The 22,052-nt window shown below is 65.5% G+C and carries 22 protein-coding genes; 11 read left to right on the top strand and 11 right to left on the bottom strand.

The genetic code is table 11. The features are described 5' to 3' along the window. The first annotated feature begins 159 nt into the window (after positions 1-159). Positions 160-1,416 (top strand): arylsulfotransferase family protein, encoded by a 1,257-nt coding sequence (locus ACP15K_RS16710; RefSeq protein ID WP_424991047.1) that lies wholly within the window; start codon positions 160-162, stop codon positions 1,414-1,416. 9 nt (positions 1,417-1,425) lie between these two features. On the opposite strand, the gene ACP15K_RS16715 is transcribed toward ACP15K_RS16710, so the two are convergent. Then, on the bottom strand, positions 1,426-2,061 hold the full coding sequence (locus tag ACP15K_RS16715; RefSeq protein ID WP_424991048.1) for a VOC family protein: 636 nt from the start codon (positions 2,059-2,061) through the stop codon (positions 1,426-1,428). 7 nt (positions 2,062-2,068) lie between these two features. Further along, complete coding sequence (locus tag ACP15K_RS16720) at positions 2,069-2,482, bottom strand: rhodanese-like domain-containing protein (RefSeq protein WP_193140242.1); 414 nt, start codon at positions 2,480-2,482, stop codon at positions 2,069-2,071. A gap of 285 nt (positions 2,483-2,767) precedes the next feature. Between ACP15K_RS16720 and ACP15K_RS16725 the strand changes: the two genes are divergently transcribed. After that, positions 2,768-4,015, top strand: a complete 1,248-nt coding sequence (locus ACP15K_RS16725) for an AGE family epimerase/isomerase (protein ID WP_424991049.1) — start codon at positions 2,768-2,770, stop codon at positions 4,013-4,015. 12 nt (positions 4,016-4,027) lie between these two features. Here ACP15K_RS16725 and ACP15K_RS16730 read toward each other — a convergent pair whose 3' ends face one another. Together ACP15K_RS16730 and ACP15K_RS16735 are read right to left on the bottom strand one after the other, a co-directional pair. Continuing rightward, positions 4,028-4,684: a YggS family pyridoxal phosphate-dependent enzyme gene (locus ACP15K_RS16730; RefSeq protein WP_193140237.1), complete on the bottom strand. Its 657-nt coding sequence runs from the start codon at positions 4,682-4,684 to the stop codon at positions 4,028-4,030. Between the two features lie 110 nt (positions 4,685-4,794). Then, positions 4,795-5,760, bottom strand: coding sequence for a porin (locus ACP15K_RS16735; protein ID WP_424991050.1), 966 nt, complete (start codon positions 5,758-5,760; stop codon positions 4,795-4,797). 253 nt (positions 5,761-6,013) lie between these two features. On the opposite strand from ACP15K_RS16735, the gene ACP15K_RS16740 reads away from it, so the two are divergent. The 5 genes from ACP15K_RS16740 (at position 6,014) to ACP15K_RS16760 (ending at position 11,252) form a co-directional block, all read left to right on the top strand. Continuing rightward, positions 6,014-6,481 (top strand): DUF3576 domain-containing protein, encoded by a 468-nt coding sequence (locus ACP15K_RS16740; protein ID WP_193140234.1) that lies wholly within the window; start codon positions 6,014-6,016, stop codon positions 6,479-6,481. Positions 6,482-6,545: 64 nt separating this feature from the next. Then, positions 6,546-9,110 (top strand): leucine--tRNA ligase, encoded by a 2,565-nt coding sequence (leuS, locus tag ACP15K_RS16745; protein WP_424991051.1) that lies wholly within the window; start codon positions 6,546-6,548, stop codon positions 9,108-9,110. Next, positions 9,097-9,609 (top strand): LPS assembly lipoprotein LptE, encoded by a 513-nt coding sequence (gene lptE / locus ACP15K_RS16750; protein WP_424991052.1) that lies wholly within the window; start codon positions 9,097-9,099, stop codon positions 9,607-9,609. The genes leuS and lptE overlap by 14 nt, the downstream gene beginning before the upstream one ends. Then, positions 9,606-10,631, top strand: coding sequence for a DNA polymerase III subunit delta (gene holA / locus ACP15K_RS16755; protein ID WP_424991053.1), 1,026 nt, complete (start codon positions 9,606-9,608; stop codon positions 10,629-10,631). The genes lptE and holA overlap by 4 nt, the downstream gene beginning before the upstream one ends. Positions 10,632-10,634: 3 nt before the next feature. Next, a complete protein-coding gene (locus tag ACP15K_RS16760; RefSeq protein WP_193140227.1) occupies positions 10,635-11,252 on the top strand; it encodes a glutathione S-transferase family protein in 618 nt (205 codons plus the stop codon). Here ACP15K_RS16760 and ACP15K_RS16765 read toward each other — a convergent pair. Next, positions 11,233-12,471, bottom strand: coding sequence for a TIGR03862 family flavoprotein (locus tag ACP15K_RS16765; protein ID WP_424991054.1), 1,239 nt, complete (start codon positions 12,469-12,471; stop codon positions 11,233-11,235). The two genes, ACP15K_RS16760 and ACP15K_RS16765, sit on opposite strands and share 20 nt — an antisense overlap. A 19-nt stretch (positions 12,472-12,490) precedes the next feature. Here ACP15K_RS16765 and ACP15K_RS16770 point away from each other — a divergent pair, with 19 nt between their 5' ends. Further along, positions 12,491-12,793 (top strand): HNH endonuclease, encoded by a 303-nt coding sequence (locus ACP15K_RS16770; protein WP_424991055.1) that lies wholly within the window; start codon positions 12,491-12,493, stop codon positions 12,791-12,793. 134 nt (positions 12,794-12,927) lie between these two features. Here ACP15K_RS16770 and ACP15K_RS16775 read toward each other — a convergent pair whose 3' ends face one another. After that, positions 12,928-13,350, bottom strand: coding sequence for a c-type cytochrome (locus ACP15K_RS16775; protein WP_424991056.1), 423 nt, complete (start codon positions 13,348-13,350; stop codon positions 12,928-12,930). 219 nt (positions 13,351-13,569) lie between these two features. Here ACP15K_RS16775 and idi point away from each other — a divergent pair, with 219 nt between their 5' ends. After that, on the top strand, positions 13,570-14,100 hold the full coding sequence (gene idi, locus ACP15K_RS16780) for an isopentenyl-diphosphate Delta-isomerase (protein WP_193140218.1): 531 nt from the start codon (positions 13,570-13,572) through the stop codon (positions 14,098-14,100). Positions 14,101-14,167: 67 nt separating this feature from the next. On the opposite strand, the gene ACP15K_RS16785 is transcribed toward idi, so the two are convergent. The 4 genes from ACP15K_RS16785 to serB form a co-directional block, all read right to left on the bottom strand. Continuing rightward, the gene (locus tag ACP15K_RS16785) at positions 14,168-15,313 is read right to left on the bottom strand and encodes an alpha-hydroxy acid oxidase (RefSeq protein WP_193140216.1); all 1,146 of its coding nucleotides are present in this window, start codon (positions 15,311-15,313) and stop codon (positions 14,168-14,170) included. A gap of 216 nt (positions 15,314-15,529) precedes the next feature. After that, entirely contained in the window at positions 15,530-16,708 is a 1,179-nt protein-coding gene (gene rlmN, locus ACP15K_RS16790) for a 23S rRNA (adenine(2503)-C(2))-methyltransferase RlmN (RefSeq protein WP_424991057.1), read from the bottom strand. A 124-nt stretch (positions 16,709-16,832) separates the two neighbouring features. After that, a complete protein-coding gene (locus tag ACP15K_RS16795; protein ID WP_193140212.1) occupies positions 16,833-17,357 on the bottom strand; it encodes an invasion associated locus B family protein in 525 nt (174 codons plus the stop codon). A 140-nt stretch (positions 17,358-17,497) separates the two neighbouring features. Continuing rightward, on the bottom strand, positions 17,498-18,373 hold the full coding sequence (gene serB / locus ACP15K_RS16800) for a phosphoserine phosphatase SerB (RefSeq protein WP_424991058.1): 876 nt from the start codon (positions 18,371-18,373) through the stop codon (positions 17,498-17,500). 449 nt (positions 18,374-18,822) lie between these two features. On the opposite strand from serB, the gene ACP15K_RS16805 reads away from it, so the two are divergent. Further along, on the top strand, positions 18,823-19,764 hold the full coding sequence (locus tag ACP15K_RS16805; protein ID WP_424991059.1) for an L-lactate dehydrogenase: 942 nt from the start codon (positions 18,823-18,825) through the stop codon (positions 19,762-19,764). A gap of 4 nt (positions 19,765-19,768) precedes the next feature. Here the strand turns inward: ACP15K_RS16805 and ACP15K_RS16810 are convergent, their stop codons facing one another. Beyond that, positions 19,769-20,590 (bottom strand): c-type cytochrome, encoded by an 822-nt coding sequence (locus ACP15K_RS16810; RefSeq protein WP_193140205.1) that lies wholly within the window; start codon positions 20,588-20,590, stop codon positions 19,769-19,771. Positions 20,591-20,796: 206 nt separating this feature from the next. On the opposite strand from ACP15K_RS16810, the gene ACP15K_RS16815 reads away from it, so the two are divergent. Next, positions 20,797-21,951 carry a phosphoserine transaminase gene (locus tag ACP15K_RS16815; protein WP_424991060.1) on the top strand — a complete coding sequence of 385 codons (1,155 nt, stop codon included), beginning with the start codon at positions 20,797-20,799 and terminating at the stop codon, positions 21,949-21,951. Positions 21,952-22,052 lie beyond the last annotated feature (101 nt).

Here is a 22,052-nt window from a genome sequence, read left to right on the forward strand (position 1 = left end):
GCGGCCAGATCAAGGGCGGGTGGATCAGCCCAGGTCGGCGTCTGGCCGAGGATCGCTGACCCCAAAACGCCCCCTGCGTCAGGGAGGCGCCTCGCGCGTGGTTGACTTCGCGCCCCAATCCTTCACCCTGCGGGAAATTTCCACGGTGTGGCTGGTCTGATGTCCCGATTTGTTTCTCTTCTCTCTGCCCTGTTTCTCGTTGGTGTACTGGCCTTCCTTGGGGGCATGTGGACGACCCACAAGGACTGGGCCCCCTGGAAAATGCTGAACGACACCAAACAGGCGGTGAAGTCCTGGCGCGCGACGGGATACGTGGTGCCCGATGGCACCTATCTGCGCCGCCCGCCCCGGATGCCCGATGACCGCTATGTGGTGCATCAGGCCGACAAGATCGCGCCGGGCTATCTGCTGATCAACCGCATCGCCAGCCCCGAGCCGGGCTATGTCACCGACCTGATCGACGAAAACGGTGCGGTGCTGCATTCGTGGAAGATCGACCATTCCAAGGTGATCGACGGCGGCACCGAGATGGAATTCGTGCACGCGGTGCGGCCCCTGCCCGACGGCTCGATCGTGGCCAACTTCGATGATGGCTTCGGGATGGCGCGATTCGATGCTTGCGGAGAGCCAATCTGGCGGCGGACGGACGTGGTGTACCACCATTCGCTGACCGAAGATCCCGATCTGGGCGGCTTCTGGACGTGGACGTCGAAATACTGGGATGGCGGCCATGACCAGCAGATGGTGCGGGTGGATGCCGACACCGGCGAGACGCTGGAATCCATCGACCTCGTGCAGGACGTGCTGCTGCCCGACCCCGACGCCCTGATGGCCTTCCGCATCCCCGAGCATTTCCGCTGGAACATGGACGCGAAGACCGACGAGATCCCCGACATCATCCATCCCAACGATGTAGAGGTTCTGCCCGCGGCCTGGGCCGATGCCTTCCCCCAGTTCGAGGCCGGTGATCTGATCATGTCACACCGCGCCATCGACCTTGTCGGCGTCGTCGATCGCCAGACCGGCAAGCTGAAATGGCACAAGGCCGGCCCGTGGGAGCATCAGCACGACGCGGATTTCCATCCCGATGGCACCATCACCGTCTATTCGAACAACACCCATCGCATGCGCTCGACCATTCTTGAGATGGACATGACCACAGGCGTTGTGCGCGACAAGTTCGCGGGCTCGGGCTTCGAATTCGACAGCTACATCATGGGCCAGCAGGAACGGCTGCCCAACGGCAACTGGCTGGTTTCGGCCCCGATGGAAGGCCGGGTGATCGAGCTGACCGCCGAGGGCGAACTGGTGCGCGAAATCTCGAACGTGCTGAGCGGGGATTACAACTCGATCATCACCACTGCCGTGCATGTGGGGCCGGATTTCTTCGACAGCCTGCCCAGTTGCACCAACTAGCACACGGGCTCAGTCCAGCGTGACAGGGCCTGCGGGGCATTCGATGTCGAAGGACAGGGCGCGCGGCCCGGCGTGCAACCGCACCAGCGGCAACAGGCCAAGCGCCTCCAGCGTCTGGCCGAATGCCTCGGGCGCGGGATGGCGCAGGTGGATGGCGGTCAGGTGCAACCCCTGATCCGGCAGGCGGCTTGCCGGGCCTTGCCCGCCGGGCCATTCGATGAAGGCCGGCAGAAGCCCCGCTTCGGGCAGATGGCCATCGCGCGGCACGGTCAACCGCCACGTCAGATCGCCACGCGCAAGGCTCAACACCTCGCCCAGATCGACCGGGCTGCGGGCCACCACGGCGTCCAGATCATCAACTGCCACAACCCAGCACAACGCGCGGGGACGCGCCGCCAACCGCGCCTGCGTGGCCGGATCATCCAGCGAGAACCAGCGCACACGGCCCGGATCGGGGGCGGCGGGATCGACCGCGATCAGTTCGAAATAGGCCTCGGACCCCAGCCGGGTCAGCCGGTTGTGGGTGCTCATCGCCGGATGCTGGCCCCCTTCGGGCAGAGTCACCCCCAGCCTGCCCTGCAGGGCGTCGGCGCCCTGATCCAGCCGGGCGCAGCCCAGCACGATGTGATCCAGTCGCGGGGTCATGGCGGTGTCAGTCCGGTTCAACCTTGCGCGACGCGGGAAACTCCACCGGTCCGCCGTGCTTTTCCCATGTTGAGAAGCCTTCGCGCAGGTGCGCCGCGTCAAATCCCATGTCCTGCAGGGTGGCCACCGTCAACGCCGACCGCCAGCCCGAGGCGCAGTGGAAGACAAAGGTCTTGTCCTGCTGGCCGAAGATTGTCTTGAAATACGGGCTGTCGGGATCGACCCAGAATTCGACCATGCCGCGCGGTGCGTGGTAACTTCCGGGAATATAGCCCGACCGCTGGCGTTCGCGCACATCGCGGATATCCACGACAATCAGGTTCGGATCGCCCAGACGCGCGATCAGATCCGGCGTCTCGATTTCGGTGATCCGGGCGCGTGCGGTGGCAACCATCTCGGCAACCGGGGTCTGAAGTCTCATGGTTCCGATCCTGTGCTGGCGACAAGAGGTTAACAACAGCGTGCCTTGCCGGGCAGAGTCGTGCAACAGGGCTTGGGCCTTTCCGGGGGTCGGTGAGGCGGATTCGCGCGGCTTGTTCGCGCTATGCGCGAGCCGTCGAGGGCGGCGGCGCGGTTTGGGTCGCTGGACCGCCGCGTCGGATTGCGGTTTCAATCCGCGAAGGCTTGGGTATCCTCGCCGCGAATCCGTGACATGCCCCCAGCACGGGTGCCCCCGCGCCCGCAGCATTGCCAGAAAGTGCGCCCGATGACCGACCTTGCCCCCGCAGGCCCCGCCGACCCCGACCTGTTCTGGATCGACACGCCCGAACATCGCCGCTGGCTGCGGGCGCAGGCCGATGCGATGTTCGACTTCTTCAAGGGGGTGCTGGGGCCGGAGCCGGGGTTCCGGTCGCTCGACTACGACGGCAACCCGCTGACCGACGCCATACAGCCGCTGCATTCGACCACGCGGCTGGTGCATTCCTTTGCCCTGGGCAAACTGCTGGGACGCGAGGATTGCGATGCGATCATCGACCGGGGGATGGATGCGCTGTGGAGCGGCCATCGCGACACCCGGCATGGCGGCTATGTCTGGGGCATCAAGGACCAGGCCATGGCCGACCCGCGCAAGCTTGCCTATGGCCATGTTTTCGTGCTTCTGGCCGGATCCAGCGCCCGGATGGTGGGGCACCCGGATGCCGACCGCCTGATCGCCGATGTGAGCGAGGTTCTGGACCGCCATTTCTGGGAAGAGACGCCGGGGCGGCTGTGCGATGAATACAACCGCGACTGGACACCGTTTTCAGACTATCGCGGCATGAATGCCAACATGCACGGGGCCGAGGGGCTGATGGCGGCCTATGAAGCCACCGGCCGCCAGATCTATCTGGATCGGGCCGGCCGCATTTTCGAGTTCTTCCTGTTCAACAGGGCGCCCGCGCATGGCTGGCGAATCCCCGAACACTATAAAAGCGACTGGTCCGTGGATCTGGAATTTACCGGCGATGCCATGTTCCGCCCGGCGGGCACCACACCGGGGCATTCCTTTGAAATGGGACGACTGCTGCTGCAATACTGGGATCTGACCGGACGGCAGGACGACCGCGTCCCGCAGACCGCGCGCAAACTGATCGATACGGCCTTCCAAGATGCCTGGGATGCCGAAAAGGGCGGACTCTACTATACCCTGAACCATGACGGCAGCCCGCGGATCACCGATCGCTACTGGTGGCCGGTGACCGAGGCCATCGGCGCCTATGCCGCGCTGCTGAAGCTGGAGCGCAACCCGCAAGACGAAGCCCGCTACCGCCAGCTTTGGCAGTTTGCCGCGTCACATTTCATCGATGCAGCGCGGGGCGGCTGGTATCCAGAGGTGGATGCACAAGGCAAGCCCGACGCGACCCAGTTCAAGGGCAAGCCCGACATCTATCACGCGCTTCAGGCCTGCCTGTTTCCGCTCAGCCCGGAACTGTCGCACATCGCGCCCAGCCTGCAGGATCTGCCCCCGGCCTGACCGGGGCGCCGGTCAGGCGGCCGGAACGCGGTCGCCGAACAGGGCAGAGCCGACGCGCACATGGGTGGCGCCAAGGGCGATGGCCTGTTCGAAATCGGCACTCATGCCCATCGAAAGGCCGCTCAGCCCGTTGCGTTCGGCCATCTTGCGCAGCAACGCGAAATGCAGGGCGGGTTCCTCGTCCACCGGCGGGATGCACATCAACCCGTCCAGCGTCAGATCCATGGCGCGGCAGGCCCCGATGAAGGCGTCCAGCGCCTCGGGCAGAACCCCGGCCTTTTGCGGCTCGGCCCCGGTGTTGACCTGCACGAACAGCTTCGGGCACTGCCCGCGTTCCTGCGCCAGATCGGCCAGTTTGCGCGCCAGTTTCTCGCGGTCCAGCGAATGGATGGTACCGAACAGTTCAACCGCCGGGCGCAGCTTGTTTGATTGCAGCGGCCCGACCAGGTGCAGATCCAGCCCGTCGTACTGGTCCAGAAGCGGGGTCCAGCGTCCGGTGGCTTCCTGCACGCGGTTTTCGCCGAAGACGCGATGGCCTTCGCCCAGCACCGCGGTCACCCGGTCCAGCGGCTGAACCTTGGAAATGGCAATCAGCGTGGTGCTGCCTTGCGGCCGGCCGGCAGCGGCTTCGGCCTTGTGGATGCGGTCGGTAATCTCGGCAAGAGGCATGGGCGTCTCATGGCTTCCTGAACATTTCGGGGATGTTCAAACATGCAGGCGCACAAAAGGAAAGAGCGGACCCGAAGGCCCGCTCTCCCAAAACAAGTTCGGTGTTCAGATTAGAACGCGAACTTCAGACCGAAGTCACCGGTGGTGTCGCCGCCGAAGACGCTGGCGATACCGCCAACCAGCGATGCGCCGCCGCCCAGGTCGTAAGCAGCACCGATGCCGTAGTTTTCCAGCTTGTCTTTCTGGATGGTGCCGCCGCCAACAATTTGTGCACCCTTCAGACCTTCAAGGACGCGGTAGTAGGCTGCGACCGAGAACTGACCGAAGTCGCCGATGGCCGACACACCATACTGGTCTGCGTTCTGGCTGCCCTGCTTGATCTCGCCGTAGGCACCTTTCAGCGTGATGTTCGCGAAGGTCACGTAGGCCTGACCGATCAGCTGCTCGGTGTCTTCGTTCACGCCGCGGAAGATGGTGATGTCCTGATCGTCGATGCTGATCTGAACGTTGCCGCCTTCAGGCAGGTATTCGTAGCCGAGGCCAACGCCCCACATGCCACCGTCCCAGCCGGCGCCCAGTGCGTATTCCTGGTCGTCCGACAGCGACAGACCCAGGGTCAGGCCTTCCCATGCGTAGGTGTACAGAGCCGACGGATCGTTGGCGCCGAACAGGTACAGCATTTCGTTCTGGTCAAACAGACCCTGCAGCGAGATCATGTCCAGGTCGCCAACAACGGTCTCGGCTGCGCCGTCCACGTCACCCATTGCCAGGGTGCCGAAGGTGTCGGACGAGATGAAGACTTCGCCTTCGGTGCCGTTTTTGCCACCGATGGAGTTGTCTGCACGGATCGAGCCGCCAAAGGTCATGCCGCCGTCGGTTTCACCCGAAGCTGCGAACTTGATGCGGATCCGGCTGTTGAACTGCCAGTTCTGCTCTTCGCCGTAGTTGTCGACACGTGCGAATGCGTCATCGTAGTAGACAACACCCATACGGCCGTCGCCCGAAACTTTGACATCTGCGGCTGCGATACCCGCGGTTACGACCAGTGCGGTCGAGGCAAGAAGAATCTTTTTCATCGGTTCCCTCGTAGATAAAGGTGGTCCTCAAATCGGGAGCACCCGTTTGAGCTGGACCCTATCTCTCGCTTTCCGCCGCCCAAAACAAGAAGCACCGAAAGCAACCGCAAATCATGATCCTGAATTGGTGCAGCTTTGCCACAGTGAAGCCGGGGCCGCGGCGTCTCTGCAGGCGGATGCAGCGGCCTTTGGCTTGTCCGCGGCAAGGGGGTCGGCTAGGGATTGCAGGACATCAGGATCAGGAACGACGCGCATGACCTTTAAAACCAGTCGCCCCTTTCTGTGCACGGTATTGATCTGTGCCGGGCTGGCGTCCTGTGGCCCGACCGGGCAGCAGGTGACCGAGGTGCCGCTGGCCGGGGATGATCCGGTGCCCGAATCGACCCTGTGGGACCTGTTCCAGAATGTTGACGATCCCAATGTCACGCTGGAAGTGAACCGGTACCTGTGGACCGCCGCGCTGGAGGTGCTGGACTTCATGCCGGTCGAAGCCTCCGATCCGTTTTCCGGTGTCATCGTGATGGGCTATGGCACGCCGCCCGGCGGCAGCCGCGCCTATCGCGCCACCGTCTATGTGCAGGATCCCGCACTGGATGCCCGGTCGCTGAACCTGGCGCTGTCGACCCGGTCGGGCCCCGCATCGCCGGAAACCGTGCGCGCGGTGGAAGATGCGATTCTGACTCACGCCCGCATGCTGCGCATCCGCGACCAGAACCTGTAACGCCGATTCGGGGGCCGCAGTGTCCGGCCGGTGTGCTCAAGACCAAGATTCAGAAAGAACCGCCATGTCGCGATACGACGCCGCCACCATCGAAGCAAAATGGCAGCAGGCCTGGGACGAGGCCGAGGTGTTCCGGGCCCGGCCCGACCCGGACCGTCCCAAGTATTACGTGCTTGAGATGTTCCCCTATCCGTCCGGCAACCTGCACATGGGCCATGTGCGCAACTACGCCATGGGCGACGTGGTGGCGCGCTACAAGGCGGCGCAGGGATTCTCGGTCATGCATCCGATGGGCTGGGACGCCTTCGGCCTGCCGGCGGAAAACGCCGCGATCGAGCGCAATATCCATCCCGGCGAATGGACCTATGCCAATATCGCCAACATGAAGCAGCAGTTCGCCAGTCTCGGGCTGTCGCTGGACTGGTCCCGCGAATTCGCCACCTGCGACCCGGACTATTACGGCCAGCAACAGGCACTGTTCATCGACTTTCTCGACAAGGGTCTGGTCTATCGCAAGAACGCGGTGGTGAACTGGGATCCGGTGGACATGACCGTTCTGGCCAACGAGCAGGTCGAGAACGGGCGCGGCTGGCGCTCGGGCGCGCTGGTCGAACGCAAGGAACTGACCCAGTGGTTCTTCCGCATTTCCGAGCATTCCGAAGAGCTGCTGACCGCCCTGGACGGGCTGACCGACTGGCCCGAGAAGGTGCGCTCCATGCAGGCCAACTGGATCGGCAAGAGCCAGGGCCTGCGCTTTGCCTTCGACCTAACCGCCCCGGCGGGCGGCCAGGAGAAGATCGAGGTCTACACCACCCGGCCCGACACGCTGATGGGTGCCAGCTTTGTCGGCATCTCGCCGGACCACCCGCTGGCCCGTGCGCTGGAAGCCGAAAACCCCGAGATCGCCGAATTCTGCGCCGAATGCCGTCGCATGGGCACCTCGGAGGCGGATCTGGAAACCGCCGAGAAGAAGGGATTCGACACCGGGCTGAAAGCGCGCCACCCCCTTGATCCGTCGTGGGAATTGCCGGTCTGGATCGCCAATTTCATCCTGATGGACTATGGCACCGGCGCGATCTTCGCCTGTCCGGCCCACGACCAGCGCGATTTCGAGTTCTCGCGCAAATACGGCCTGCCGATCAAATCGGTCTTCGTGCCTGCCGACGCGCCTGCGGAAGCCGGGCCTGAGTATTTGGACCAAGAAGAAGAGGCCTTCGTGCCCGCGAAAACCGACGCGGTGCGCTATGTCATGGGGTTCGCCGGCACGCCCACCACCGGTGAAGAGGGCGTCGCGGCGGCCATCGCGGCGGCGGAATCCGCCGGTTGGGGCGCGGGCGTGACCCAGTTCAGGCTGCGCGACTGGGGGTTGTCGCGTCAGCGTTACTGGGGCTGTCCGATCCCCGTTGTGCATTGCGAGGCCTGCGGCGTGGTGCCCGAGAAGAAGGAAAACCTGCCCGTCCGCCTGCCCGAGGACGTGGAGTTCGACCGCCCCGGCAACCCGCTGGACCGGCATCCGACCTGGCGCGATGTGCCCTGCCCCGCGTGCGGGGCTGCCGCCAAGCGCGAAACCGACACGATGGACACCTTCGTCGACAGCTCGTGGTACTACGCACGGTTCACCTCGCCGGGGGCGGCGACGCCCACCGACCGGGCCGAGGCGGACTACTGGATGAACGTCGACCAGTATATCGGCGGCATCGAGCACGCGATTCTGCATCTGCTCTACTCGCGGTTCTTTGCCCGCGCCATGGTGATCTGTGGCTACCTGCCCGAAAGCGCGAAGGAACCGTTCAACGCGCTGTTCACGCAAGGCATGGTCACCCATGAGATCTATCAGACCCGCGACGACCGGGGCCGCCCGGTGTATCACCTGCCGTCCGAGGTGACCGATGGCAAGCTGGAAAACGGCACCGAGGTGGAGGTGATTCCCTCGGCCAAGATGTCGAAATCCAAGAAGAATGTCGTCGATCCGGTGGCCATCGTCACGCGCTTCGGCGCCGATACCGCGCGCTGGTTCATGCTGTCGGACAGCCCGCCAGAGCGCGACGTGGAATGGACCGCGGCCGGGGCTGAAAGCGCCTTCAAGCATCTGTCGCGGGTCTGGCGCATGACCAGCGAGCTGGCCGCCCATGCCGAGGCCGGCGGAGAGATCGGCGACGACGATCTGGCCCGCGCCACCGCCCGCGCCATCCGCGACGTGACCGAGGGGATCGAGGGCTTTGCCTTCAACACCTCGGTGGCCAAGCTTTATGGGTTCACCAACACGCTGCACAAATCGAAGGCGCCCAATGCCGACCGGGTCCGCGCCCTGCGGGTGATGGCGCAACTGATGTCGCCGATGACCCCGCATTTGGCCGAGGAAATCTGGTCGCTGCTGCAGGGCGAAGGACTGGTCGCGCAGGCCACCTGGCCCAAGGCCGATCCGGCGCTGCTGGTCGAAGCCAATGTCACTCTGCCGATCCAGATCAACGGCAAGCGCAAGGCCGAAATCTCGGTCGCCAAGGACATGCCCAAGGCCGAGATCGAGGCCCTGGTTCTGGCCCATGAGGCGGTGCAGAAGGCCTTGGCCGGCAGCGCGCCGAAAAAGCTGATCGTGGTGCCGGGGCGCATCGTCAATGTGGTGGTCTGAGACCAGCCCCGGCCCGACAAGGCGCGGCGCGCTGGCCGCGCTGGCAGCGGTTCTGGTGACCTCGGCCTGTGAACTCACGCCGGTATACGCGCCCGGCGGACAGGGCGCGGCCCTGTCGGGCAACGTCGATGTAGCTTTCCAGAACGGCAATGTGGAGTTTTCTCTGGGGCAGGCGTTGCAGGATCGGCTGGGGCCGCCGCAATCGCCGCGCTACCGGCTGAGCTATACCCTGCGCACGCGCTCCGAACGGGTGGCGATCACCACCGCGCAAAGCACCAACCAGTTCAACCTGATCGGCGTTGCGACCTATCAGCTGGTCGACACTTCGACCGGCGGCGTTGCGATGTCGGGACGGGTGGACGGGTTTTCCAGCTACAACTCGTCGGGCATCTCGGTCTCGACACAGGCGGCCGAGCGCGATGGCTATGACCGCCTGACGGTGATTCTGGCCGACAAGATCATGTCACGCCTGATTTCCGGGCCGGAGTTGTCGCGGTGAAGCTATCGGCGCGGGATGCGACCGGGTATTTCGCCCGACCGGACCCGAAGAAGGCGGGGCTGCTGATCTATGGTCCCGACGCCATGCGCGTGGCGCTGAAACGCCAGCAGGTCATCGCCGCGCTTGTAGGGCCGGAAGGCGAGGCCGAAATGCGGCTGACGCGGCTGGCCCCCGGCGATCTGCGTGGCGATCCGGCGGCGCTGGGGGATGCGACCCGTGCGGCGGGGTTCTTTCCTGGCCCGCGCGTGGTCTTCGTGGACATGGCCCCTGAAAGCCTGGCCGGGGCCGTGAAATCCGCGCTGGAGGCCTGGCAGCCCGGCGATGCGCAGATCATCCTGACCGCCGGCAATCTGAAAAAGTCCTCGGCCCTGCGCAAGCTGTTCGAGACGCACAAAGCGGTCTATGCGGCGGCGGTCTATGCCGATCCGCCCAGCCGTGCCGAGATCGAGGCCGCGCTGGCGCAGGCCGGACTGCGGGATCTGCCGCGCGCGGCGATGGACGATCTGGTGGCGCTGGCCGAAACCCTCGACCCCGGCGATTTCGCACAGAACGTGGAAAAGCTGGCGCTGTACAAGCTGAACGATCCCGCGCCGGTCAGCGGCGAGGACATTGCCGCCATCGCCCCCCTGTCCACCGAGGCCGAGGTCGATCAGCTTCTGGCGGTGGTGGCGGGCGGACGCGCCGATGCGCTGGCCAGCACCCTGCGGCGGCTGAAGGATCAGGGCGTCGCGCCGGTAACCCTGTGCATCGGCGCGCTGATGCATTTCCGCACCCTGCACATGATCGCCGCCCATCCCGGTGGCGTGTCCGAAGGCGTCGCCCGGTTGCGCCCGCCGCTGTTCGGCCCGCGCCGCAACGCCATGCAACGGCAGGCCCAGCACTGGGGGGCCGCGCGGCTGGAAGAGGCGCTGGCGGTGCTGGTCGAGACCGATCTGGCGCTGCGCGCGGCCGGGGCCACCGCGCCGCAGGCCGCATTGATGGAACGCGCCCTGTTCCGCCTGACATATCTGGGGAGACGTTGAACCATGTACACCGTGATCGGACTGCCGCGCACCCGCACCTTCCGCGTGATCTGGATGCTGGAGGAAGCCGGGCTGGACTATGACCTGATCCCGGCACCGCCGCAATCGGACCGGGTGGTTGCCCACAACGATCTGGGCAAGGTGCCGATCCTGCTGGTCGAGGGCGAGGCGCTGACCGACAGCACCGCGATCCTGAACTTTCTGGCCGACCGGCACGAGGTGTTGACCTATCCCGCAGGCTCGATGGAGCGCGCGCGCCAGGATGGGCTGATGCATTTCCTGCTGGATCAGTTCGATGCGGCCCTGTGGACCGCCGCGCGGCACAGTTTCATCCTGCCCGAGGAACACCGGATGCCCGCCATCAAGGACAGCCTGCGGTGGGAGATGCGAAGCTCGGCCAAGGCGCTGGCCCGGCGCATCGGCGACGGCCCCTACCTGATGGGCGAAGTTCTGACCGTCCCCGACATCCTTGCAGCCCACTGCATGAGCTGGGCCAATGTGGCGAAATTTGACCTGAACCTGCCGGAATTGAACGACTATCTGGCCCGGATGCAGGCCCGACCGGCCTATAGGGCGGCGGTGGCGCGCGGGCAGGCGGCGCTCAACTCAGACGCGGGCTGATCTCGACGCCTGCGTCCAGCGTCCCGCCTGACAGCCACGCCCCGGCAGCGCGCCCTGCGTGACGCCCCGTGGCCAGACAACCGGTCAGCAAATAGCCCCCCGTGGGCGCTTCCCAATCCAGCATTTCCCCGGCACAGAAGGTGCCGGGCCGGGCCGTCAGCATCAGCCCGTCATCCAGCGCCGCACGCGGCACCCCCCCGGCGGTGGAAATCGCCTCGTCCAGCGGGCGCAGTCCGGCGTGGGCGATGGGCAAGGCCTTGATGCAGTGAGCCAACCCCTCGGGTGTGTCGGGCAGCGGGCGGCCGAACTCCTGCAACAGGGCCAGCCGTGCCGGGTCCAGCTTCAGGCTCTTGCGCAGATGGGCGGCCACCGTGGCCTTGCCGCGCGGGCGGGCCAGCCGTGCGGTGATCCATGCGGCTTCGCGATCGGGCAGAAGATCAGCGTGCAGCGCGGCCCCTGCCCGGATCTGCTGGCTGAGCGGATAGACCCCGCCGCCTTCCAGCCCGCGTGCCGAGATCACGAATTCGCCGCGCGACAGCACCGTCCCGGCGCGCAGGGCCGCACCCTTTACCGGGGCGCCGAAGTGGCGGGCCATGTGCGGCGACCAATCGATGCGGATCCCGGCATTGGCCGGGGCAAACGGGGTCAGCGCGATGCCCGCGCCTTCAAGGATCGCGGCCCAGGCCCCGTCCGAGCCCAGCCGCGCCCAGCTTGCCCCGCCCAGCGCCAGAACCGTGGCATCGGCCAGTACCCGGCGCGGCCCTTCGGGCGTGTCGAACAACACCGCCGCACCATCCCAGCCAGTCCAGCGCCAGCGCGTGCGCCTCTCGACCCCCAGCGCGCCCAGCCTTGCGGCCCAGGCCCGCACCAATGGCGAGGCTTTCATTGCCTTGGGAAACACCCGGCCGGTGGAACCGGTGAACACCGGCTGACCCAGCCCGCGTGCCCAGTCCTGCACCGCGTCGGGACCGAAGCCCTCCAGCATCGGCGCCAACCAGTCGGCCGCTGTGCCATAGGCCACCCGGAACTGCGCCGGATCCTCGGCCTTGGTCAGGTTCAGCCCGGACTTGCCCGCCATCAGCAGCTTGCGCGCGATCGACGGCTTGGCCTCGACCAGCACCACGCGGTGACCCGCCTGCGCCAGCATCTCGGCGGCCATCAGCCCGGCCGGACCGGCGCCGATGATCAATGCCTCAACCTGCTCTTGTCCTGCGGCCATGATGCGCCATCCTTGCCCCATGACCGATCCGACCGATCCGCTGTGCCCGCTGTGCGGCCGCCCGATCCCGAAAGGGGTGCTGCAAAGCCGTCACCACCTGATCCCGAAGCTGAAAGGCGGCAAGGGCGGGCCGACGGTTCTGTTGCACCAGATCTGTCATTCTGAAATTCACGCGACCCTGACAGAGGCCGAACTGGCGCGCAACTACAACACCATCGAGGCCCTGCGCAGCCATCCCCGGCTTGCGAAGTTCATCGGCTGGGTGGTCCGGCGGCCGCCTGATTTCAGGTCACGAACGCCGGGGCGGCGGCGGCGCCCGTGACCGGAATCAGGGCCGCCGCCGGGAATGCTCCCGCCCCCTTTCGACCTGGCGGCCGCAAGGCGTTCGGCCGGGCGCCGCTGCGCGGCGCCGTTTGAGTATTTCCGCCAAGAAGAAGGGGATTGGCGCGCGCCAGGTCAGTCCGACAGGCTGGACAGATAGGCGAAAAGGTCGGCGGCTTCCTGTTCCTTGCGCACCTTGAGGGTCATCTTCGACCGTACCGACCCATCGTCCAGCGTAGCACGCAGATAGGCGGTGGGATCCTGCACGAAGGCGGTGAAGCTGGCCTCATCCCAGATCACCCCGGCTTCGCCCAGTTGCAGGGCCGGTCCTGAATACTTGAAGCCCTCGACCGTGCTGGCCGCGCGTCCGGTCACACCATACAGGTTCGGGCCGGTGCTGGCCCTTTTGCCCGCAAGAGTCTCGCCCGCGTCGTTCACCACCACGTGGCAGGCGACACATTTACGGAATGCCTTTTCGCCCGCGGCGACGTCGCCCTGGGCCAGCAGGGGCGTGACGCACAGGGTCGCAAGGGCGGCAGCGAGAAGGGGGGTCTTCATGGGGCGGTCTCCTTTCAATGGCGTCAGCACCGGCGTCCGGTGATCTCACCGTTGAAATTGCGCGGATCGCGCCAGCTTTCAACACGACCTTGGCACCATGCCCCGCGTCGTGCCGCCCCTGTGTCATGATGCCTTCGTGCATGATGCGCGACAACGCGCTTACATCTGGGCAACAGCCCTCGCCAGACCTTTCAGCCCGATCGCATCTGACCCAGACCGATGACAGACATGATTCCCGCCTGGGTAGACGGCACCCTGACGCCGGTCGAGAAGCTGGAGGTGCACAAGCGCGGACTCCGGCACAAGGCCGTGTCGGTGTTCATCGTCGATGGGCAAAATATCCTGATCCAGCGCCGGGCAATGTCAAAATATCACACACCGGGACTGTGGGCGAACACCTGCTGCACCCATCCCGACTGGGGCGAAAGCCCGGCCGATTGCGCTGTGCGCCGCCTGAAGGAAGAGCTGGGCATCACCGGCATCTATCCGGCCAAGCGCGACCGCGTGGAATATCGCGCGCAGGTGGGCAACGGCATGATCGAACACGAGGTGGTCGACATCTTCATGGCCACCGCCTCGAAAAGCCTGAAGGTCACGCCCAATCCGCACGAGGTGATGCAGGTGGAATGGATCGGCCTTTACGACCTGATGGCCGAGGTCGCCCGGCGCCCGGCGCGTTTCACGCCGTGGTTGCGGATCTACCTGGAAGAGCATTCCGACACGATCTTCGGATCGATGCTGCGGGTCTGAGGCACCAGCGCCGGACCCACATGTGGTGAGTCCGGCAAGGGTCTGGATCCGGCCCGAAGGGCCGTGATCACCGGAACCGCAGGTTGTCGCGACTCAACTCCGAGACCGAGGTGCAGCCCATCAGCCGCATCCCCCGCTCCAGTTCCGCCTTCATCAGACCCAGGGCACGTTCGACCCCCGGCTGCCCTGCGGCGGCCAGTGGATACAGGTAGAACCGGCCGCCGCCGACGGCCTTTGCCCCCAGTGACAGCGCCTTCAGCACATGGGTGCCGCGCTGGATGCCACTGTCCATGATCACGTCGATCTCGTCGCCCACCGCATCCACGATTTCCGAAAGCTGGTCGAACGGCGTGCGCGAGCCGTCCAGCTGCCGCCCGCCGTGGTTCGACAGGATGATGCCGGTGCAGCCGATCTCGACCGCGCGGCGGGCATCGGCGACCGACATGATGCCCTTCAGGCAGAACTGCCCGTCCCAGTCGCGCACCATTTCGGCCACGTCATCCCAGGTCATCGACGGGTCCAGCATGTCGGTGAAGTAGCTGCCGATCGACTTGGCGCCGCCGCTCATGTCCACATGGTCGTCCAGTTGCGGCAGCTTGAAGCTTTCGTGGGTGACATAGTTGATGCCCCACATGGGCTTGCGCGCGAATTCATACATGCCGTTCAGGGTCAGCTTGAACGGAATCGAGAACCCGGTGCGCAGGTCCCGCTCGCGGTTGCCGCCGGTGATGCTGTCCACGGTCAGCATCATCACCTCGACCCCGGCCGCCTTGGCGCGATCCATCATCACCTTGTTCAGCCCGCGATCCTTGTGGAAATAGAACTGATAGACCTGCGGGGTGTCGTGCTTCTTGCGCAGCTCTTCAAGACTGACCGTGCCCAGCGACGAGACCCCGAACATGGTGCCGTACTTCGCCGCTGCCGCCGCCACGGCGCGCTCGCCCTCGTGGTGAAACAGGCGTTGCAGCGCGGTGGGCGAGCAATAGAAGGGCATCGCCAGCTTCTGCCCCATCACCGTCACCGACAGATCCACATCGCCGACCCCGCGCAGCACGTTGGGCACCAGATCGCAGGTTTCGATGCTGCTGGTGTTCTGGCGCAGCGTCACCTCGTCGTCGGCCCCGCCGTCGATGTAGTTGAAGATCGGCCCCGGCAGCCGGCGCTTGGCCAGCTTTCGGAAGTCATGAAAATTATGGCATTGGTTCAGACCCATTCGGCGCTCCTCTTCCGGTGCCGGATCCACCGCCCCTGCGGGGATTCCGTGACTCCGTCGTACTGGTAATATTAGTTTACCAATTTTGCCGAAAAAGCCAGCGCCAAACCTGCCACTGGGTCAGTTTGCCCGAATCTGCCCCCCAAAACGCACACCGGCGCCAGCGCGAAGGTCGCGCGGCGCCGGTCAGGCAGCAGGTCAGGGGCGTGCCGCGCGCTATTCGGCGGCAGGCTTTTCGGCGCGGCGGGCGTTGCGGGCACGTTCCGAGGCGGATTTGAGTTGCCCGCAGGCGGCCATGATATCCTCGCCGCGCGGGGTGCGGATCGGGCTGGCGTACCCGGCCTTGTAGATGATGTCGGCAAAGGCCCGGATGCGGTTGTTCGACGACCGCTTGTAGGGCGCACCGGGCCATTCGTTGAACGGGATCAGGTTGATCTTGGCCGGGATGCCCTCGATCAGCTTGATCAGACGGCGGGCATCCTCGTCGCTGTCGTTCACCCCTTGCAGCATCACGTATTCAAAGGTGATCCGCTCGGAATTGCTGAGCTTGGGATAGGCGCGCAGGCTGTCCAGAAGCTCGGCGATGTTCCACTTCTTGTTGATCGGCACCAGCCGGTCGCGCACCTCGTCGGTGGTGGCATGGAAGCTGATCGCCAGCATGCAGCCGATTTCCTCGGCGGTGCGGGCGATCTCGGGCACCACGCCGCTGGTGGACAGGGTGATGCGGCGGCGGCTCAGGCTGATGCCTTCGGGATCCATGGCGATCTTCATCGCGTCGCGCACGGCTTCGAAGTTGTACAGCGGCTCACCCATGCCCATCAGCACGATGTTCGACAGCAGCCGGGTTTCATCCTTGGGATTGCGTCCCGGTTCCGGCCATTCGCCCAGATCGTCGCGGGCCAGCAGGATCTGGCCGACGATTTCGCCGGGTGTCAGGTTGCGCACCAGCTTTTGCGTGCCGGTGTGGCAGAACGAACAGCTCAGGGTGCAGCCGACCTGGCTGGAGACGCACAGGGTGCCGCGATCTTCCTCGGGGATATAGACGGTCTCGACCTCATGGCCCCCGGCGATGCGGACAAGATATTTCCGGGTGCCGTCGTCCGACACCTGCTTGCTGACGATCTCGGGCACCTCGACCACGAAGTTCTCGGCTAGCAGCGTACGATAGGGTTTCGCCAGATTGGTCATCAGGTCGAAGTCGCGCACACCCTTCTGATAGATCCATTGCCAGACCTGGTTCATCCGCATCTTGCCCTGACGCTCGGGCGTGCCGGCGGCAACCAGCGCCTCTTGCAGGGCCGGGCGGGTCAGGCCGACAAGGTTCATCTTGCCGTCCTGCGGCGGCTTGCGCGGCAGGGTCAGAACGTCTTGCGTGATGGGCGCGGTGGCGGTCATGGCGGATCTTTCGGACAGGGCAGACCGCTACATAGCGCCTCACAGCAGTTTTGAAAAGTATCCACAGGCCAAAGCCCCCGAACCTGTGTGCGGGGGCGACAGTGTCAACGGCCGAGATACGGGATCAGCCGCCGCAGCGGGTCATCGCGTCGTCGTAGGCGGCGGTAAAGCCGATCAACGAGAAGGTGTCCTTGGTGGTGGTGCCGCGCGACGACCGTCCGGTAATCACCGCTTCCACGCCGCGCTTCAAGGCGGTGGCGATGCGGCGATCATCCTCGGGCGTCGCCGCCCAGGCCATTTCGCCATCTGTGAACAGTTCGAATTTCGAATCACCTACCTGCATGGCCACGGTTGACCCCGGCGCGAAAGGATAGCCGCCCTGGAAGGACACCTCGCCCAGCTTCTCGCTGCCCGGCCAGAACGACACGAACATGTAGATGTCGCCGCGGCGCACCGCCACGACACGCCCGTCACGCGTGTTCACCGTTTCCTTGGGGGCCGAGACAACCCAGCACTGCTTGGGATCTTCCTCGGCAAAAATGCTCCAGTCCGACTTCGCCGCCACGCGCGTGGCTTCGTTCTGCGCCATGGCCATGCTCGCGGCCATACACAGGACCGCCGCCAGACCTGACCGGATCGCTGCGTTCATCACCCTTCGCCTCCAGCACTCTGCTTCGCACGGCACCCTCCTCGCCAGTTTTCCCGGCCTCAGGGCTCCGTATCCTCGGTCGCCAGCTTATCGAAAAGCCCACGGACCCGAAAGGGCAATCGCGGGGATGTGAGCCAGTCTCAGCCGACAAATTCCGACCGGGCCACGCCCTGCATATAGAGCAGCGCCGTCAGATCGCCATGGTTGACCCGCAGGTCGCATTGCGCGGCGACCGAGGGCTTCGCATGCAGCGCCACCCCGGCACCGGCACGGCCCAGCATTCCCAGGTCGTTTGCCCCGTCGCCCACGGCCAAAACCTGCGCTTCCGACAGGCCCAGACGGGCGGTGATTTCCTCCAGCGCGGCGATCTTGGCCTCGCGCCCCAGGATCGGCTGCACCGGCACGCCAGTCAGCTTGCCCCCGGCCATGCCCAGTACATTGGCGCGATGCTCGTCAAAACCCAGATCGGCGGCGACCTTTTCCGTAAACGCCGTAAACCCGCCCGACACCAGCGCCGCATAAGCCCCGCGCGCCTTCATCGTCGCCACCAGTGCCTTGCCGCCCGCGGCCAGAGTGATGCGATCCGCATAGACCCGGTCGACAATGGCCGCGTCCAGCCCGGTCAGCAGTCCCAGCCGCTCGGTCAGCGCGCCGTCGAAATTCAGCTCGCCATTCATCGCCCGCGCGGTGATCTCGCTGACCCGGTCGCCGACCCCGGCCAGATCGGCCAGTTCGTCGATGCATTCCTGATCGATCATGGTGCTGTCCATATCCGCCAGCAGCATCTTCTTTTCGCGCCCCGCCAGGGGCTGGCCCAGCATGTCGATGCCGCGTGTCTGAAGATCTTCCCAGACCTGCCAGAAATTCTCGGGCAAGACCGATACCGTGAACTCCGCCGCCTCGCCTTCCGCCAGCCAGCGCGCCTCGCCGCCGCCCCAGGCATCGCGCAGCGCCTCGACCGTGGCGCGATCCAGCGCCGGTGCAGCGGGAGAGGTCAGAAGGGTGACAACTTGCATCGAAACGGCTCCATCCTTGGCTTGCCGCGCCATAGATCACGCGCGGCCGCAGCAGGCCAGAGGCCGGGCGGCCCAATTCGCAGAACTGTGGTGAATTGACGGCCTTTGCCCCGCCCCTGCCGGCACCAGTGCACGGCCGACACATCCGCGAGAAAATTGAGCATGAAACTTTAGTACTATTGCGTGCGCAAACATTTTAATTTAATTATCTAACATATCAGTCGCAAACTGGAGGTCTCCATGCCGATCCCGCGCATCACCTACGAAGCTCTGGTCAAGATCTGGGGCGAACGCCTCACCAGCACCTTCTACTCGCCCGTCAGCATCGTTCGTCGCTGAACCGCGCGGGCCGCGCGTCGGCCCGTGACCTTGCGCCGCCTGACACAGCGCCTGCGGCTGTCGTACCCCTGTCTTGATTGCGCTAACGGCGCCGGAACAGGGGACCTGCCATGAAATTGGGAATTGTCGGCGCGGGAATGGTGGGATCCACCACCGCCTATGCCGTGGCCCTGATGGGCCATGTGTCCGAAATTGTCCTGGTCGATCGGAACGCAGGCCTTGCGCGTGCGCAGGCCGACGACATCGCCCACGCCATGCCCTTTGCCGCAGCCACGCAGGTGCGGTCCGGGACCTACGCCGATCTGGCCGGCGCCTCTGTCATCATCATCGCCGCCGGCGTGTCGCAGAAACCCGGCGAAACACGTCTGGATCTGCTCGGCCGCAATGCCGCCGTGTTTCGCGCCGTTCTGTCCGAAACCATGACCGTCGCACCGCAGGCGATCCTGCTGGTGGCCACCAACCCGGTGGACGTGATGACCGGCATCACCGCGCGCCTGACCGGCCTGCCGCCCGCCCGCGTCATCGGCTCCGGCACCACGCTCGACAGCGCCCGCTTCCGCGATCTTCTGGCCCGCGCCCTGAATGTGGCGCCGCGCTCGGTCCATGCCTATGTGCTGGGCGAACATGGCGACAGCGAGGTTCTGGCCTGGTCCTCGGCCCGCGTCGGCGCCCTGACGCTGGATGCTGCCGCCACCCAGACCGGCCGCCCTCTGACCGAGAACATCCGCACCGAGATTGACACCGGCGTCCGTCGCGCCGCCTATGCCATCATCGAAGGCAAGGGCGCGACCTATCACGGCATCGGCGCGGCACTGGCCCGGCTGGTGGCCGCGATCAACGGCAACGAACGCTCGGTGCATTCCGTGTCCACCATGACCGCGCAGATCGTCGGCGTCCGCGATGTGCCCCTGTCCCTGCCCCGCGTTCTGGGCCGTGACGGGGTCGAGGCCGAACTGGTGCCCGACCTGAACGCAAGCGAACAGTCCGCCCTGGCCAACAGCGCCCGCCTGCTGAAACAGACGCTGGAGGCCGTGCCGCTGCAACCGCTGTAAGGCGCTACTGCGCGTCAGGCAGCGGCGGCAGGGTCCGAAGGTACATCACGATGGCATCCAGATCGGCTTCGCTCATCCGCGCGTAAAAGGGATAGCCCATGGGCGGCTTCATCGGCGTCCCGTCGGGCTTCACCCCCTGCGCGATCATCGCCTTGATCTCGGCATCGCTGTAATTGGCCAGGCCATCCGCATGGCTGGTCAGATTGGCCGCCACCGCGCGCCCCCAGGGCCCTTCCCAGGCATGGCCACCGCCGCCAAGGTTGCCCGCGATATCCGGACGGCCGTCCTTCAACGAATGGCATTCGATACAATGGGCCACCGGCCCCGCCAGATAGGCACCGTACTCCACCGACACCCCCGGTACCCTGTCCGCGACGCTGTCGATCGGCGGCCCATAGGCGGGCGGCAAATCGAAAGGGTATTCAGTGGCAACGAACGGTGTTTCGACCGGCGCCAGCGTGCGGACATAGGCCACGATGGCGGCCAGATCCGAATCGCCAATGCCTCGGTAGAGGCCGATGGGCATCGGCGGCCCGATCACCGATCCGTCGGGCCGGATGCCCTCGCGGATCGCGCGGCCCAGTTCCGCATCGCTCCAATTCGCGATCCGGCCGGCCGGGGTGATGTTCGGTGCCTGCGCCACGAACCCATGCTCGGGAATCGCCGCGCCTCCATAGGCCGGTGCCCCCGGCATCGGCGCGGTGTGACAGTTGCCGCAGGCCGCCGGCCCCTCGACAAGATAGGCGCCGCGCTCCACCGCCGTCTCTGCCATCACCCCCGACACCGGCAAAATCACCCCCAGAACTCCTAAAAATTGCTTCAACATCTCCTGTTTTCCCCCGTTTGACAGGGGTCTACCCTATCACGGAACCGCCACCTTACCTAAGGGCAGGGAACCCGTCCCGCACGGCCAAGGCGTTGAAACCGCCGCAGGACCTAAATCGCGCTTGCAAGACCGATCCCGCCTCTTCTATACGCGGCGGTGGGACACCCCTCCCCAACGAGGGGCAGATATCTGCAAGGATACCAGCAATGGTCAAACCGACTCCGGCAACGCGCCCGGCCAATCCGCGTTTTTCTTCGGGCCCCTGCGCGAAGAATCCTGACTTTACCCTCGACGCCCTGAAAGATGCCCCGCTGGGCCGCTCGCATCGTGCCGCCATCGGCAAGGCGAAGCTGAAAGAGGCGATCGAAACCACCCGCGAGATCCTCGGCATCCCCGCCGACTACAAGATCGGCATCGTGCCCGCCTCCGACACCGGCGCCATGGAAATGGCCATGTGGTCGCTGCTGGGCGAACGCCCGGTGCAGATGGTCGCCTGGGAAAGCTTCGGCGCCGGCTGGGTCACCGATGTGGTCAAGCAACTCAAGATCGAAGCCACTACCCATCTTGCCGACTACGGCGAAATCGTGGACATGGCCGCGCTGGACTATGATCAGGACGTGGTCTTCACCTGGAACGGCACCACCTCGGGCGTGCGCCTGCCTTCGGGCGACGTGATCCCCGCGGACCGTGACGGCCTGACCCTCTGCGATGCCACCTCGGCCTGTTTCGCGATGGATCTGCCCTGGGACAAGCTCGACGTCACCACTTTCTCCTGGCAGAAGGTGCTGGGCGGCGAAGCGGCCCACGGCATGCTGATCCTCAGCCCGCGCGCGGTGGACCGGCTCGAAAGCTACACCCCCGCCTGGCCGCTGCCCAAGATCTTCCGCCTGACCAAGGGCGGCAAGCTGATCGACGGCATCTTTACCGGCGCCACCATCAACACCCCCTCGATGCTCTGCGTGGAAGACTACCTTGTGGCCCTGAACTGGGCGAAATCCGTGGGCGGGCTGAAGGGCCTGATCGCCCGCGCCGAGGCCAATTTCGCCGCCATCGACGATTTCGTTTCCACCCGCGACTGGATCGACTTCCTGGCCACCGACCCGGCCACCCGCTCGACCACCAGCGTCTGCCTGAAGTTCACCAATCCGGCCATCGCCGACACCGCGGCCTTCGCCAAGGCGGTGACCAAGCGGCTTGAAGCGGAAAACGCGGGCCTCGACCTGGGCGCCTATCGCGATGCCCCGGCGGGCCTGCGCATCTGGTGCGGCGGCACGGTGGAAACCGCCGATGTGGCCGCCCTGATGCCCTGGATCGAATGGGCCTATGAAGCAGAACTCGCGGCGCTCTCCGAAGCCGCCTGATCTTCTTCTTGGTTGAAATACTCCGGGGGTGCGGGGGGCGCCCCCCCCGGCCCCCCCCCGCCCCCAGAGACCCCGGCCCGACCCCCCCGGTTGGCCGGCCC

The organism is Fluviibacterium sp. S390 (assembly GCF_049800695.1).
GTDB lineage: Bacteria > Pseudomonadota > Alphaproteobacteria > Rhodobacterales > Rhodobacteraceae > Meridianimarinicoccus.

Excerpts from the sequence above, each read along its gene's own strand:
- ACP15K_RS16730 (WP_193140237.1), bottom strand. The coding sequence starts at position 4,684 with ATGCCTCTTGCCGAGATTACCGACCGCATCCACAAGGCCGAAGCCGCT.
- ACP15K_RS16765 (WP_424991054.1), bottom strand. The coding sequence starts at position 12,471 with ATGGCCGCAGGACAAGAGCAGGTTGAGGCATTGATCATCGGCGCCGGT.
- ACP15K_RS16710 (WP_424991047.1), top strand. The coding sequence starts at position 160 with ATGTCCCGATTTGTTTCTCTTCTCTCTGCCCTGTTTCTCGTTGGTGTA.
- serB (WP_424991058.1), bottom strand. The coding sequence starts at position 18,373 with ATGCAAGTTGTCACCCTTCTGACCTCTCCCGCTGCACCGGCGCTGGAT.
- ACP15K_RS16735 (WP_424991050.1), bottom strand. The coding sequence starts at position 5,760 with ATGAAAAAGATTCTTCTTGCCTCGACCGCACTGGTCGTAACCGCGGGT.
- ACP15K_RS16810 (WP_193140205.1), bottom strand. The coding sequence starts at position 20,590 with ATGTTGAAGCAATTTTTAGGAGTTCTGGGGGTGATTTTGCCGGTGTCG.
- ACP15K_RS16775 (WP_424991056.1), bottom strand. The coding sequence starts at position 13,350 with ATGAAGACCCCCCTTCTCGCTGCCGCCCTTGCGACCCTGTGCGTCACG.
- ACP15K_RS16760 (WP_193140227.1), top strand. The coding sequence starts at position 10,635 with ATGTACACCGTGATCGGACTGCCGCGCACCCGCACCTTCCGCGTGATC.
- idi (WP_193140218.1), top strand. The coding sequence starts at position 13,570 with ATGACAGACATGATTCCCGCCTGGGTAGACGGCACCCTGACGCCGGTC.
- ACP15K_RS16785 (WP_193140216.1), bottom strand. The coding sequence starts at position 15,313 with ATGGGTCTGAACCAATGCCATAATTTTCATGACTTCCGAAAGCTGGCC.
- ACP15K_RS16715 (WP_424991048.1), bottom strand. The coding sequence starts at position 2,061 with ATGACCCCGCGACTGGATCACATCGTGCTGGGCTGCGCCCGGCTGGAT.
- lptE (WP_424991052.1), top strand. The coding sequence starts at position 9,097 with ATGTGGTGGTCTGAGACCAGCCCCGGCCCGACAAGGCGCGGCGCGCTG.
- ACP15K_RS16720 (WP_193140242.1), bottom strand. The coding sequence starts at position 2,482 with ATGAGACTTCAGACCCCGGTTGCCGAGATGGTTGCCACCGCACGCGCC.
- ACP15K_RS16770 (WP_424991055.1), top strand. The coding sequence starts at position 12,491 with ATGACCGATCCGACCGATCCGCTGTGCCCGCTGTGCGGCCGCCCGATC.
- ACP15K_RS16725 (WP_424991049.1), top strand. The coding sequence starts at position 2,768 with ATGACCGACCTTGCCCCCGCAGGCCCCGCCGACCCCGACCTGTTCTGG.
- ACP15K_RS16795 (WP_193140212.1), bottom strand. The coding sequence starts at position 17,357 with ATGAACGCAGCGATCCGGTCAGGTCTGGCGGCGGTCCTGTGTATGGCC.
- ACP15K_RS16740 (WP_193140234.1), top strand. The coding sequence starts at position 6,014 with ATGACCTTTAAAACCAGTCGCCCCTTTCTGTGCACGGTATTGATCTGT.
- leuS (WP_424991051.1), top strand. The coding sequence starts at position 6,546 with ATGTCGCGATACGACGCCGCCACCATCGAAGCAAAATGGCAGCAGGCC.
- ACP15K_RS16805 (WP_424991059.1), top strand. The coding sequence starts at position 18,823 with ATGAAATTGGGAATTGTCGGCGCGGGAATGGTGGGATCCACCACCGCC.
- ACP15K_RS16815 (WP_424991060.1), top strand. The coding sequence starts at position 20,797 with ATGGTCAAACCGACTCCGGCAACGCGCCCGGCCAATCCGCGTTTTTCT.
- rlmN (WP_424991057.1), bottom strand. The coding sequence starts at position 16,708 with ATGACCGCCACCGCGCCCATCACGCAAGACGTTCTGACCCTGCCGCGC.